The organism is Allosalinactinospora lopnorensis (assembly GCF_000981225.1).
Classification (GTDB): Bacteria; Actinomycetota; Actinomycetes; order Streptosporangiales; family Streptosporangiaceae; genus Allosalinactinospora; species Allosalinactinospora lopnorensis.
In genome coordinates this window covers 38350-51990 of the sequence record NZ_LAJC01000003.1, presented here as the reverse complement: position 1 = coordinate 51990, position 13641 = coordinate 38350, and the positions used below count along the sequence as shown (strand labels likewise).

General features: G+C 69.0%; 12 protein-coding genes. 4 read left to right on the top strand and 8 right to left on the bottom strand.

All coding sequences use genetic code 11. The features are described from left to right. Positions 1–106: 106 nt before the first annotated feature. Both VS93_RS02050 and VS93_RS02045 read right to left on the bottom strand, forming a co-directional pair. Complete coding sequence (locus tag VS93_RS02050; protein ID WP_046468324.1) at positions 107–538, bottom strand: pyridoxamine 5'-phosphate oxidase family protein; 432 nt, start codon at positions 536–538, stop codon at positions 107–109. A gap of 117 nt (positions 539–655) precedes the next feature. After that, on the bottom strand, positions 656–1960 hold the full coding sequence (locus VS93_RS02045; RefSeq protein ID WP_046468323.1) for a dicarboxylate/amino acid:cation symporter: 1305 nt from the start codon (positions 1958–1960) through the stop codon (positions 656–658). Positions 1961–2116: 156 nt separating this feature from the next. On the opposite strand from VS93_RS02045, the gene VS93_RS02040 reads away from it, so the two are divergent. Next, entirely contained in the window at positions 2117–3043 is a 927-nt protein-coding gene (locus VS93_RS02040; RefSeq protein WP_046468380.1) for a ribonuclease Z, read from the top strand. A gap of 45 nt (positions 3044–3088) precedes the next feature. Here VS93_RS02040 and VS93_RS02035 read toward each other — a convergent pair whose 3' ends face one another. The 3 genes from VS93_RS02035 to VS93_RS02025 all read right to left on the bottom strand — a co-directional run bounded on the left by VS93_RS02035 (position 3089) and on the right by VS93_RS02025 (position 6577). Next, positions 3089–3316 (bottom strand): hypothetical protein, encoded by a 228-nt coding sequence (locus tag VS93_RS02035; RefSeq protein WP_046468322.1) that lies wholly within the window; start codon positions 3314–3316, stop codon positions 3089–3091. Between the two features lie 226 nt (positions 3317–3542). Continuing rightward, a complete protein-coding gene (locus tag VS93_RS02030) occupies positions 3543–5447 on the bottom strand; it encodes a PhoX family protein (RefSeq protein WP_046468321.1) in 1905 nt (634 codons plus the stop codon). 428 nt (positions 5448–5875) lie between these two features. After that, positions 5876–6577: a class I SAM-dependent DNA methyltransferase gene (locus tag VS93_RS02025; RefSeq protein ID WP_046468320.1), complete on the bottom strand. Its 702-nt coding sequence runs from the start codon at positions 6575–6577 to the stop codon at positions 5876–5878. A 208-nt stretch (positions 6578–6785) separates the two neighbouring features. Between VS93_RS02025 and VS93_RS02020 the strand changes: the two genes are divergently transcribed. The 3 genes from VS93_RS02020 to VS93_RS02010 all read left to right on the top strand — a co-directional run bounded on the left by VS93_RS02020 (position 6786) and on the right by VS93_RS02010 (position 11362). Then, on the top strand, positions 6786–7916 hold the full coding sequence (locus tag VS93_RS02020) for an NAD(P)/FAD-dependent oxidoreductase (RefSeq protein WP_046468319.1): 1131 nt from the start codon (positions 6786–6788) through the stop codon (positions 7914–7916). Between the two features lie 84 nt (positions 7917–8000). Next, on the top strand, positions 8001–8975 hold the full coding sequence (locus VS93_RS02015) for an alpha/beta fold hydrolase (protein ID WP_046468318.1): 975 nt from the start codon (positions 8001–8003) through the stop codon (positions 8973–8975). 338 nt (positions 8976–9313) lie between these two features. Then, the gene (locus VS93_RS02010; RefSeq protein ID WP_269082787.1) at positions 9314–11362 is read left to right on the top strand and encodes an acyltransferase family protein; all 2049 of its coding nucleotides are present in this window, start codon (positions 9314–9316) and stop codon (positions 11360–11362) included. On the opposite strand, the gene VS93_RS02005 is transcribed toward VS93_RS02010, so the two are convergent. The 3 genes from VS93_RS02005 to bioB form a co-directional block, all read right to left on the bottom strand. Further along, positions 11357–11854: a GNAT family N-acetyltransferase gene (locus VS93_RS02005; RefSeq protein ID WP_046468317.1), complete on the bottom strand. Its 498-nt coding sequence runs from the start codon at positions 11852–11854 to the stop codon at positions 11357–11359. The two genes, VS93_RS02010 and VS93_RS02005, sit on opposite strands and share 6 nt — an antisense overlap. 26 nt (positions 11855–11880) lie before the next feature. Next, entirely contained in the window at positions 11881–12432 is a 552-nt protein-coding gene (locus VS93_RS02000; RefSeq protein ID WP_046468316.1) for a GNAT family N-acetyltransferase, read from the bottom strand. An 83-nt stretch (positions 12433–12515) separates the two neighbouring features. Beyond that, entirely contained in the window at positions 12516–13577 is a 1062-nt protein-coding gene (gene bioB, locus VS93_RS01995) for a biotin synthase BioB (protein WP_046468315.1), read from the bottom strand. Positions 13578–13641 lie beyond the last annotated feature (64 nt).

The window sequence follows — 13641 nt, the reverse complement described above, 5'->3', positions numbered from 1 at the left end:
CACGGTCATGACTTCGCCGGCATCGGCCGGCGCTACGGGTGGAGCCTAGAATCTCAAGTTAGCTTGAGGTCAACTCGTTCCGGTGTCCGCTATCGGTCGAGAGCCGTTATACGACGTAGCTGAGATCCTTCGCTCTGAGGGTGTCGGGGACCATGCGCAGCCATTCGCACCCCGTCCTGGCGGGATCGCCCTCCATGATCCGCTGGAAGCGCGCGTCCCATCGTGTCTGGTCCCGTCCGAGATAACGTGTGAGCTTGCGGCGCGCACGCTGCTTGTCGAAGGGGAGGATCTCGGCACGGCCCTGCGCGATCACCTGTCGGACCGTCCCGCTCCCCAGATCGCACATGTCGACGACGAGTGCGATCCGGGGATCGGTCCTGATCCGGGAGGGCAATCGCGCCCACGGTCCGACGATGACCCAGAAGGCCCCCTCCTCCCAGAGGAACCACGTCGGCCGCACGGTCGGCCCGTTGGTGGCGATCCGGGCCGTGAGCGGCCGGGCCAGGAAAGAGTCGACGTCGAATTCGGAATCCGCCACTTCGGTGAATCCCCCAATCCTCGTTCGCGTTGGCCGTCGGCCCCGGTGAACCGGGGGGAGGGGCCGGGGACGCGGGGAGGGCCCCGAGTGGTCGCACGCCGCCTCGGGACCGCACGCCTACGGCGCCGAGGAGGCTCGGCTTTCCTCGGTCCCGTCCTCCGGTCCGGGCGGATCGGAGTCGCGCAGCATGCCGGGCTCGGTCCGGGCGACGATGCGTGTACCGACTAGGTCCCCCGTCACGTTGCACATTGTGCGGGCCATGTCCAGGATCGCGTCGATACCGGCGACCAGGGCGACCGGGGCCATCGAGAGGCCCGTCTGGGAGACCGTCATGGTCAGCATGATCAGCCCGGCGCCCGGTACGCCCGCGGTCCCGATCGAGGCCAGCACACCGATCAGCACAACGGTCAGGAGTTCGGCGATGGTGAGCTCCGCCCCGGAGACGTTGGCCACGAAGACGGTGGCCGCACCGACGTAGATGGCCGTGCCGTCCATGTTGATGGTCGCGCCGAGCGGCAGACTGAAGCCGTAGACGCCCTCGTGCACGCCGAGCTTCTCCGCGGCACGGGAGGAGACCGGAAGGGTGCCGCTGCTGGAACGTGTGACGAACGCCGTCATCATGGGGTCCTTGGCCGCACCGAAGAACCGTCTGATCCCGACCCGGAAGAGCAGCAGTATCCCGATGTAGACCACGATCTGCAGTGCGATACCGCCGTAGACCACACCGATGAGCTTGGCCAGCGGCCCGAGCGCCTCGGTTCCGGTCTCGCCCATGACCACGGCTATCAGCGCGAACACGCCGATCGGGGCGTACTGCAGCACGCCCCGGATCACCAGGAAGACGAGCTCGACGGCGCCGTCGACACCGCGGCGCAGGAAGTCGCCGAGGTCGCGGATCCGCTCGTCGTCGCTGCCGCGCATGAAGGTCAGAGCGATCCCCGCGGCGATCGCGGCGAACATGACCGCGAGGACGTTGCCCTCCGCCAGCGCTTGGAAGGGGTTGGCGGGGACGATGTCGAGCAGGGTCTCCGACACCGGCGGAGGCTCCTCCCCCTCCTCTCCGGCGGCACCGGGCATCGAGATCCCGGTCCCCGGAGCGATCGCCAGGGCTATCAGCAGCCCGACGGTGATGGCGAACGCCGATGTCACCAGGTAGAAGAGGAAGACCTTGAACCCGATGCGCCCCAGAGCCGCCGGGGTGACCGCGGAGACGCCCGCGATGAGAGTGACGATGACCAGGGGCATCACCAGCATTTCCAGCAGGCGCAGGAAGAGCTCGCCCAAAGGAGCGATGACGGTGACGGGTTCGCCGACAGCAAGTCCCGTGACGGCCCCGGCGACCAGTCCGATCGCCAGTTTCCAGATCAGCGGGAAGTCCAGATAGCGCCGCCAGAGCGAAGGTCTCGACGTCTGTGTGGACATCGTCGTCCTTTACCGGATCGGGGGTATCGAATGGAGGATTTATACCGACTCAACCGAAACGCACACATCACAAGACGGTTGCCGGTCCGTCGACGCACCGGAGCGCCGACCCGGGCCCGTTCGTTCCCCGCCGCCGGAGCTGCCATGATGGCGCGCATGTCAGCGCGTGAACTCGTGGTTCTGGGCAGTTCCAGTGCCGTGCCGACCAAACGACGCAACCACAACGGCTACTTCCTCCGGTGGGACGCGAACGGGCTCCTGTTCGACCCCGGTGAGGGAACACAGCGGCAGTTCCGCCGGGCCGGACTGTCCGCGCACGACATCACGCGGATCTGTGTGACGCACTTCCACGGCGACCACTCTCTGGGGATCCCGGGCATCGTGCAGCGTATCGCGCGCGACGGGGTCGAGCACGAGGTCCGGGCGGCGTTCCCGGCCTCGGGGGAGCGCTACTGGCGCAGGCTGCGTCACGCGACCGCCTTCGCCGACACCGATGTCATCGTCGAGCAGCCGGTCAGCGGAGACTCCGCGAGCCTGCCCGGTGACAGCGGCATCACCGTGACGGCGCTGCCACTGGAGCACCGGATCGAGACCTACGGTTACCGGATCGCCGAACCCGACGGTTGGCGGATGCTGCCGGACAGGCTCGCCCAGCGCGGTGTCGCCGGGCCGGACATCGGCAGGCTCCAGCGTGAGGGGGAGATCCGCAACACGGCAGGGGAGAGGGTGGCACTGGCCGAGTGCGCCACACCCCGCCGCGGCCAGGTCGCCGCGTTCGTCATGGACACCGTGCCCTGCGCCAACGCGGTGCGGCTGGCGCAGGACGCCGACCTGCTGGTGGTCGAGGCCACCTACCTGGAGGACGAGGCGGCTCTCGCGGCCGAGTACCGGCACCTGACAGCGGGCCAGGCCGGCCGGATCGCCGCCGAGGCCGGGGCGCGCAAGGTGGTCCTGACGCACTTCTCCGAGCGCTACGAAGAAGGCGATGACGCCCGGTTCGTCGCCGAGGCCGCCAGGTGTTTCGAGGGCGAGATCGTCCTGGCCCGCGACCTGGAGCGGACCGCGGTGCCCCGCCGCCGGTAGCGGCGGCGGGCGTCCCGAGTCATCGTGCCTGAGGGGCGGGAGCGCTCAGTCGAACAGGTCGTCGACGGTCTTAGCGGTGAGCGCGCGCTGCAGCCACGTGTCGACCTGGTCGAGGTCGGTGCAGGTGAGGATGCGCTCGCGGACCTCCTTGGACACCGGGATCCCCCGGGCCGCCAGAACCGCCACGACCCCCTTGGCCTCACCCTCGGCCATCCCCTGGCCGTAGTACTTCCTGGCGAAGTCGCTGCGGTACTCATATGTGCCGGTAGCCATCAATGCCTCCAGGTACTTCTGAGCGGCATCAGGCAGCGCCGCGAGTACACCGCCGCCAGCGACGGTTGGTTGCGGAAGAGCTCGATCAGCAGCTCGTGCTCCATTGTCGGCATGAGCGGACATTACCGAAAGCGACGAGTCGGTCATGCCGAGTTGCCGGAATTCCAGAAAAAGGAGGGCCCGGCGGGGACGGGGGCCGGGCCCTCGGCAGAAGACGAACGCGGGGTCAGGTGCCGATGACCCCGCCGTCGTCCTTGCGGATGACCACGGTGGCCGACCGGGCGCGGCCACCGGAGTCGAAGTCCGGCCAGTTGCTCACCGCGCGCGGGTCCTCCGGGGTGGGCTCGCCGATGGCAGCGGTGCTCTCGCCCGGATGCTGCACGTTGATGAACATGGTCTTCTGGTCCGGTGTGGTGATCACACCGGTGATCTCGGCTCCCCGCGGTCCGGTGAGGAACCGCCGGATCTCGCCCGTGGACGGGTCCGCGGCGAGCATCGCGTTGTTGGCGATGTTGTCGTAGCCCTCCTCGGGGTCGTTCTGCACGGAGTTGGAGACGTCGGTCTGGATCCACAGCCGGCCGTCCGGGTCGAACCACAGGCCGTCGGGGGAGCCGAAGATGCCGTCCTCGTCCAGCTCTACCTCGTCGTCGTAGGCGGGATCCCCGGCGAGCACGAAGATGTCCCAGGTGAACGTGGTCGCGGTGTTGTGGCCGTCCTTCTCCCGCCACTTGATGATGTGGCCGTAGGGGTTGGGGTCGCGCGGGCTGGCGTCCCCCTCTCCCAGCTCGCCGTTGGTCAGGCTGCAGAAGACGTCGTTGCTGCTCGGCTGGACCGCGATCCACTCGGGCCGGTCCATCGGGGTCGCCCCGACGGCGTCGGCGGCCTCGCGGGTGCGCAGCAGCACGTCGGCCTGGTCCTCCCACCCGTTGTCGGCGGTCAGCGGGCCTTCGTCGAACACGAGGGGCAGCCACTCGCCGCTGCCGTCGTCGTCGAAGCGGGCGACGTAGAGGGTGCCGTGGTCCAGCGGGCTCTCGCCCCTGGCCCGGACCGCCTTCCACGGTCCGGAGCCGACGAACTTGTAGATGTAGTCGCCGTCCTGGTCGTCGCCGGTGTAGACGACCACCCGGCCGCGGGACTCGGTGGTGACGGCGCCCTCGTGCTTCACCCGGCCCAGAGCGGTGCGCTTGACGGGGGTGTGCCCGGGGTCGAACGGGTCGATCTCGACCACCCAGCCGAAGCGGTTGAGCTCCTTGGGGTTGGTGGCCACGTCGAACCGCGGGTCCACCTCGTACCACCGGTAGTCGAACCCTGCGGCGTTGATCCCGTAGCGGTCCTGTTCCGGCGTGGGCTCCCAGGAGCCGTCGGTGGTGCCGAAGTAGGCGTTGAAGTTCTCCTCACAGGTGAGGTAGGTGTTCCACGGCGTCACGCCGTGCGAGCAGTTGTTGATCGTGCCCCGGGGCTGCGGGTCCCGCGCCTGGAGCTCGGGGTGGTCGGCCGGGACGGGGCCGGAGAGCTCCACCGGGGTGGTCGGGGTGACCTTCCGGTTGCACTCGGAGTCGACCGCCTGCCATTCGCCGTCGACCAGCTCGATCTCGACGATGCTGACACCGTGGCTGGCCAGGGCCTTGTCAACCTTTTCCCGAGTCATCTCCTCGTCGCCGTCGGTGTAGAGCAGCGTGCGGTCGATGTACTCGTGGTTCAGGACCAGCAGCCCGTGCCGGTTGGCCTCCTTCCCCTTGCCCAGGGGGAAGAAGTGCATGCCGTCGTGGTGTGAGCCGATCTGCTCGGCCGCCTCCTCGGCGGTGTTGGAGGCGTCCTTCTTCCACGCCGGCCCGTCGGAGCGGAGCGGCTGCCCCCAACGAATGAGCACATCGGCGCTGTATCCGTCCGGTACGACGACCGCGTCGGCGTCACTCGGCGGAACCGCGGTGAAACCGAGGAGGGGACTCGGCCGGCCGGGCGTGGGGCGCGCGCCCGCGTTCCCGTTCACCATGCCGGATACCAGGAAGCCGGTTGCCGCAATTGTGCCGCCCCGCAACATGTCACGGCGGGAAAAACGGTTGGCCAGGACTTTCTGGAAGGGGGGATTTCCGGAGCGGTTGGAGCTGATGTCGTCAGGATCGAATCCCATTGGGCATCCTCGTTCACGTCTATTCCGGTAGGACCGGAGGCACGGGGACCCCGCCGCCAAGCGAGGCTGACAAATGCGGACGCTACGTCAGGGGGACATGAACCGTCCAGACCGCCGGAAAACCGGGCGCGTCACCCGATGACGGCCCGGACCGCGTCCATCCGAGTAGGCCGGTTCCCTTGGCCGCGGCGCGTGCGGCCAGGGACACCACGACATCATGGCGTCCCTTATCAACCGGTACCCGGCCATTGTCGTGAATGGTGTCTTGGCCGGTGGTGAAGAGTCCGTGAACGCCCGACCCGGGAACAGCGGAAACACCAATAACGGAACGGTGAGCGTGTTCCCCGGCGGACCGGGAAGCTCGCTCCTTTAAGGCGCCGCCCCGTACGGGGCCGATATCGGAGAACGGGTCAGCGCATCGCCGGTGGTCAATGGTGCTTGCGCCACACAAAGGCGGCGGAGACGGGGTGATTGCGGAAGCGTTCCCACTTCGGCTTGACCGCGAGCCAGCGGTCGTCGACCGTTCCCTCCCGTATCTCCACGAGCCGCCAGCCTTCCCGCAGGCCGGCCGTTACGTGCTCGCTCACCAGGTGGATATTGGTGGTAATGGCGACCGGTTCGCCCGAACCACTCGTGAAGTGGGTCGGCATTCCGGTGGCCATGATGAAGTGCGGGTGGAAGGCGACCAGCACGCACAGGGCGCCGGGCCCGGCCAGCCGCCATGCCTCGCCGTAGAAAGGGCGCAGGTCCGAGAGATGCTCGTCGATCAGGCTCGCGATGACCAGATCGTAGGCGCCGCTGTCGAGGCCGGTCGCTGTCGCGTCGGCCTCGAAAAGACGGTCGTGCGCGCCGCGGGATTTCGCGACTTCGAGCATCTCGGGAGTGAGGTCGACACCTTCGATCGAGGCGACCCCTTTGCCTCGCAGCCAGTCGCCTGTCCGGCCGGTACCGCATCCCAGATCGGCGGCTCGGCGCACCGCGTTCCACGAAGGAACCGTCAGCTCCTCCAGGAGGGCGACGTCCATCGCGTCCTCCACGGTGTCTTCATAAGTGGTGACCCACTGCGCGTACCCCGTCCGCACATCCACCATCCGGTAGCCGCGGGAGTCGAAATCGGCGAATCGCACCATGGCTCCATTGTTCTAGCGTGCGCCCGACGGCCGGGGCAACGGAATATTCCCGGCCGCCCGCGGGAGCAGAGCGAAACAGTGCCGCACGCTTGTTGTCCGCAACCGGACACATCGAGCCGCACCCGTACGACCGAGAGGCGGGCACGGCCGCCTGCCGGGCAGCAGTGTGTCGCTGGCGCCGGGGCGAACGTCTTGGCAGGGTAGAGCCATGCGCGTCATCGTGATCGGCGGAGGCATCGTGGGAGCCAGCGCGGCTTTCCACCTGGCGAAGCGCGGGGTGTCCACGATTCTCGTGGACCGCGCCCACCCCGGTCAGGCCACGGCGGCGGGCGCCGGCATCGTGTTCCCGTGGCCGTTCCCGTGGGCCGCGCCCCAGGTCTGGGAGTTCGAGCTGCGGGCCGCGGACCACTACCCCGCGCTCATGGCCGAGCTCGCCGAGGACGGGGAGGCCACCGGTTACGAGGCCGTGGGCGGGATCTCGGTGAGCGCCGACGCTGCCACCGCCGACCAGGAGTTCGAGCTCGTGAAAGAGCTGGCGGCGCAGCGCGGCTTCGGAGGTATCGGGAGGGTCGAGCGGCTCGCTCCCGGTGAGCCCGCCGAGCGGTTCCCGCTGCTTCCACCGAGTCACCAGGGCGTGAGCATGGCCGGCATGGCGCGCGTGGACGGCCGCCAGGTCTGCGACGCGTTGCGCAACGCCGCCGAGAAACGCGGGTTGCGCTACCTGCAGGCCGAGGCCGAACTGGTCGGTGACGGCCATCGGATCACCGGTGTGCGTGCCGGCGGCCAGGAGTATCGCGCGGACAGTGTCATCGTCGCCGCGGGCGCCTGGTCGGCCCGGCTCTTGGCGCCGTTCGGCGTGCAGATCCCCGTTTTCCCCGTCCGCGGTCAGATCACCCACTTCGCCCTTCCCGAGCGGAGCACGCGCGACTGGCCGTGCGTCCGGATCGGCGAACGCGACTACTACATGCTCGCGTTCCCCCCGAACCGGATCGTGGCCGGCGCCACGCGGGAACCCGAGGCGGGGTTCGACTACCGGGTGACCGGCGGAGGATTGCAGCAGGTGCTGACCGAGGCCATCGACATCACGCCGGCCCTCGCCGAAGCCACGGTCCTGGAGACCCGCGTCGGGTTCCGCCCCGGCAGCCGTGATTCCCTGCCGATACTCGGCGGGGTCGAGCCGCTGCCGGGAGTGCTCGTGGCCACCGGACTGGGAGCCGAAGGCCTCACGTTCGGCCCGTATCAGGGGGCTGTCGCCGCCCGCCTGGCGCTGGGCGAGACCGCCGAGATCGATCTGCGGCCGTTCCGCCCGGACCGCCTGGTCGCCGTACCGGGCAGCTGAGCGGTCCGTCCGCGGCCCGGGCTTCGCGCGTGCGGGAACGATATGGGTGAGGGCGAGCCGCGAAGCACCAACGGAGGACGCGCAGTGTGGTACGAGGACTGGGGCGCGCGATCAGCGCGCTGGGCCGGAATCAGCAGCGAAACGGTCGATGTGCACGGCACGCGGGTGCACGTGCTGCGAGCCGGTGCCGCCCCCGAGGCGCCGGCCGGCGCGCCCACCCAATTGCTGGTCCACGGTATGGGCGGCGCCGCCTGGCATTGGCTGGACGTGCTCCGGCCGCTCACCGCGCACGGTCCGGTCATCGCGCCGGATCTTCCAGGACACGGCCGGACACGGCCACCGCGCCGGCACGCCACAGGGGTGCGGGTCAACGCGCGGTTCCTGCGCGCCTTCACCTCGACGCTCGGTCTCGATCGCGTCGTGCTGCACGGACACTCGGCCGGAGGCTTGGTGTCGCTGCTGTTCACTGCGCTCGCACCCGAGCGTGTCGAACGGCTGGTACTCGTCGATCCCGCTCTGCCCGCGCCGCTCAGCTCAAGAGCCTCCTTCTGCTGGCAGACGGTAGGGCGGGCAGCGCTGTTCCTGGTTCTCTCCGTTGGCCGCCCCTGGTTCCGGCTGTTCAGCAAGGTGCCGAACTATTTCCTTGAGCAGGCGCGCGGACAGTCCGCCAAACGGCTCCGGATGACCCTCGGTGTTCCGGGGAACATCTCGCCCGAACTGACCGAACTGATCACGGAGGACCGTGAACTGATCCTGACCCAGCCCTGGCGGCTGGACGCCACTCTCGCCACCTGGACGACGAGCACCGAGGAGATGTACGTCGCGCGGCGTGCGCTGGAGACGACGATCGCCCGGGTCGCGGTGCCCACGCTGCTGCTGTGGGGGGCACGGGACCGCATCATGAGGCGTCCGGTGATCGACCGGGTCACGGTGCTGCGACCGGATTGGGAGTTGCACGTCTTCGAAACAGCGGGGCACCTTCCGCAGTGGGAGGCCCCCGAGGACTACGTTGCTGTGGTGCGAGAGTGGATGCGGAGGCCGGAAGCCCCCGCCCGCTGAAACGGCGCCGCGGGCTCCAGGTCCCGGACACGGCGGGGCAGCGGGGCGCGGCACCCGACGACGGGCGCCCACAAACATCCCGGCACGGGTTCTCGACCCGCCGACAGCCGTTCACGGCCGGTGACCAGGAGAGGGAGGCGTTCTGAAGAGGGCGGGACACCCCGGAGGCGGCGCCGTTCCCTGAGCATTCCCCAAGAAACCCTGAGAGAATTCTCAGAAAATCTCGCCATACGCTTGTTCCCCCCTGCGGAAGCACGCCAGCATAGGGGAGTCCGGGGGAGCGGTGCACCCCCGAGTACATCGCCCCTGCCCCCGAGACTCTGTTTGGAATGCACTCCGTGACGACTCAGACTCGCTCCGAAGTCGCGTCTTCCAAGCCCGCCGCCCCCTCCGCCCAGCGCCGATTCTTTCCCGAGGTGCAAGGGCTGCGAGCGCTCGCGGTGATCATCGTGCTCATCTACCACGTCGACCACGAGCTCCTCCCGGGCGGCTACGTCGGCGTGGACATCTTCTTCGTCATCTCCGGCTTCCTCATCACCACATTGATGCTCCGGGAGGCCAGCACGCACGGGCGGGTGTCGCTGACCGGCTTCTACATCCGGCGGATCCGCCGGATCCTTCCCGCGGCCACACTGGTACTGGTCGCAACCGGCATAGCCTCGTTCCTGCTGCTGCCCTCGACGCGGTTGCAGGACACGGCGCTGCAACTGATCGCCAGCGCCGCGTATGTGGAGAACCTGTTCCTGGCCCAGCAGTCCGTGGACTACCTCGCCGCCGAGACGGCCGCGAGCCCGGTGCAGCACTTCTGGTCGCTTGCGGTCGAGGAGCAGTTCTACCTGCTGTGGCCGCTGCTCTTCGTGGGCTGGCTCGCTCTGAGCCCCCGGTGGCGGACCAGCACCGTGATCCTCGCGATGACGTCGGCCATTGTGGTCGTCTCGTTCGTCTGGTCGGTCTGGCTCGTCTCCACGGACCCGCAGCCTGCCTACTTCCTGCCGCAGGGCCGCATGTGGGAACTGGCGGTCGGAGGGGTGCTGGCCATCCTGCTCACCCGGTGGCAGCCCCCGGAAGGGGTGCGTTGGGTGCTCGGCTGGGCCGGGATCGCCGCCATCATGACCGCCGTCCTCACCTACGACTCCGGGACCCTGTTCCCCGGCTGGGCCGCGACGCTGCCTATACTCGGCACCGCCGCCATCATCGTCGCCGGGCGCAGCAGCACCCCCTTGTCGGTGTACGCGCTGCTGAGCACCAGGCCGGCCGGGTTCGTCGGTGACATCTCCTACGCGCTGTACCTGTGGCACTGGCCGCTGATCGTGTTCGCGCTGGCCGTGACCGAGAAGGCGACACTCACCCCGCTTGAGGCGGTGCTCGTTCTGACCAGTAGCTTCCTCCTGGCCTGGGGCACCAAGATCGTGGTGGAGGACCCGGTGCGCGAGGGCGGTCTCCTACGCGCCGGACGCAGCGCCGCCGTTTTCGCGGTCGCCGGGCTGGTGCTCGTCACCTTCATCGGCGCCGGGAAGTACGTCCACGTGCAGCGGCTGAGCGATGTCCAGTTCGACCCTTCGGTGCACGTGGGTCCGACGGCGATCACCGACCAGCGGTCGGAGGGAAGCGCCGAGGCGGCCATCTACCCGCCGCTCGCCGCGGCCGGCGACAACCTGCCCAGCGTCTATGACGACAAGTGCCAGGCCACTCCCGGGACGACCACCCCGAAGAGCTGCATCTACGGCCCGGACGACGCCACCACCGACGTCGCGATCGTGGGCGACTCGCACGGGGCGCACTGGGTTCCGGCGTTGCGCGAGGTCGCCGACAGCCAGGAGTGGCGGCTGCACACCTACACCAAGTCCTCCTGCGCGTTCACCGAGACGCTGCTCGAGTTGCGGGAGGGCCCCTACTCGGAGTGCGAGACGTGGAACGAGGCCGTCACCGAGGAACTGGTGTCGGAGGTCCAGCCCGAGATCGTGTTCACCAGCTCCGCCACGCAGGCGCAGGCGCACGGGATCGACTCGGAGGAGGAGAACACAGAGATGCTCGCCGAGGGCATGATCGGCCTCTGGGCGAGGCTGGAGAGCGCGGGCAGTGAGATCGTGGCGATCCGAGACACCCCCAGGTCCCAGCCCCGCATCCCGGAATGCGTCGAGCGCCACACCGACGACCTCGACGAATGCACGAACTCCGAGGACGAGGCACTGGCGCAGGAGGACCCGCAGGAGCTGGCCGCCGAAGCGCGCGACACCGGCGCCGATGTCCTCGACCTGACCGACAGGTTCTGCGCGGACGGCGACTGCCCGCCGGTCGTGGGCAACGTGCTCGTCTACCGCGACAGCCACCACCTCACCGAGGCGTACTCGCGGCTGCTCGCTCCCGACCTGGAGGCCCGCCTATAGGGGATGCCCGGTCGGTGTCGTCCCGGCGCCGGCGGAGACGAGCACCCGCTCGTAGCAGATGCTCTCCTCGCAGTCGACATAGGGAGCGAAACGCTCGATCCGCCGGTACCCGCACCGTTCGTACAACCGAATCGACTCCGGTTGCGCGGCGCCGGTCTCCAGGCGCATGCGCGTGGCCCCGCGGCCCCGGGCGGCCTCTTCCAGCTGCCGCAGCAGCACCCGCCCGACGCGCCGGCCCCGCCAGGACGGGACGATGTACATCCGCTTGACCTCGTAGGTCTGAGCGTCCAGCTGGCGCAGCCCGCCGCACCCCATCACGTCTCCGCTGTCGACGTCAGTGACCAACAGGAAGACGGCGATGTCGGAAAGGGAGGGTTTCGGACCGTGCTCCAAGTCCGCGCCGTAGCGCCCGATGATCTCCCGCTCCTGCTCCTCGCGCAGGTGGACGGCACTCGGGTGCTTCCAGGCGGTCTCCTCAACAATGATGCGCACGGCATAGCAGCGTACGCCACGGGCGCTCAGGCCGCTGAGCGGGGCAGCCGGTAGAGCAGGTGCCGGGAGAGCCTGTGCCCGGCGGGCAGCGCGGGGTGGGCGAAATCGTCCTCAGGTGCGCGGCGCATCCCCAAACGGCGCATCACGGCCCGCGACCGGGTGTTGGCTCCGACGGTCAGCGAAACGATCTCGGCCAGCCCCACCCTGTCGAAGCCGTGGCGTACCGCGGCGCGGGCGGCTTCGGTGGCATAGCCATGACCCCAGGCATGCCGGGCCAGCCGCCACCCCACCTCCACGGCCGGAGTGAAGTGAGCGGCGAACCGGACGTTGAGTAGACCGGTGAAGCCGATGAACTCCCCGGTCTCGACGACCTCCAGCGCCCAGAGACCGTAGCCGTACTCGTCGAGGTCCCGCTGGGCCCGCTTGGACAGGGCGTCGGACTCCCCGCATGTCAGCAGCGCGGGAAGGTACCTCATCACGTCCGGATCGGCGTTGATCCGAGCGAACGGCGCCCGGTCCTCCTCCCGCCAGCGCCGCAGCAGCAGGCGCTCCGTGCGTAACTCCGGCCCCTTGCCCATGTCACCGACTCTAAAGCTCGCGCGCAGCGGGACAGCGGTGCCAGGCCACGCGCCGACGGCCGGGCACCGCATCAGCACGGCGCTCAGGCGTTCGGCGGCAACTCGGTCCCGGCGCCGCGGTGCCGGGGCTTCACCAGATCGAGGCGTTCGGGGGGAAGTGTCCCCTCGCCGGCGTCCTGCACGGTGAAACCGGCGTCGCGGATCATCTCCAGATCAGCCTGGCCGGCCTGGCCCTCGCTGGTCAGGTAATCGCCCAGGAAGATCGAGTTGACCACGTGCAGCGCGAGCGGCTGCAGGCTCCGCAGGTGGATCTCCCGGCCACCGGCCAACCGCACCTCGACATCGGGGAAGACCAACCGGGTCGCCACCAGGATGCGCAGGCACCGCTGCGGTGTCAGGTTCCACTGTCCGGCCAGCGGCGTTCCCTCGAACGGGATGAGGAAGTTCACCGGGACCGAGTCCGGGTCCAGCCCGCGCAGCGAGGACAGCGCGTCGACGATGTCGTCGTCGCTTTCTCCCAGGCCGGCGATCAGTCCGGAGCACGGGGACAGGCCCGCCTGCTTGGCCTGCTGAACCGTCTCGACACGGTCCTCGAAGCCGTGTGTGGTGCAGATATCGGAGTAGCGCTCGTTGGAGGTGTTGAGATTGTGGTTGTAGGCGTCCACTCCCGCCTCCCGGAGGCGGTCGGCCTGCCCCTCGGAGAGCAGGCCGAGGCAGGCGCACACCTCCACGCCGGGGTGCTCGGACTTGATCTGCTCGATGGTCGGGCCGAGGCGATCCACGTCGCGGTCGGTGGGGCCGCGACCGCTGGCCACCAGGCAGACCCGCGACGCGCCCGCGTTGACCCCGCAGGAGACCGCTTCGCGGGTCTGCTCGGGACGCAGCCAGGTGTACTTGACGATGTCGGCGGAGGAGCCCAGGCGTTGGGAACAGTAGGTGCAGTCCTCCGGGCACAGGCCGCTCTTCAGGTTCACCAGGTAGTTGAGTTTGACCCGGCGCTCGAAGTAGCGCAGCCGGACGCGGAACGCGGCGGCGACGGCGTCGAGGATGTCGTCGTCAGAGCTGGTCAGCACGGAGAGCAGTTCGGCTCGGGTGAGCGGTTCTCGGCGCAGCGCCTTATCCGCAAGGGGGTCGAATTTCGCCATGCCGCCGATCCTCGGGGACGCGCCCTTCGAGCGCAGCCGCGAGACGCGCCAAAGTTCGGCCCCC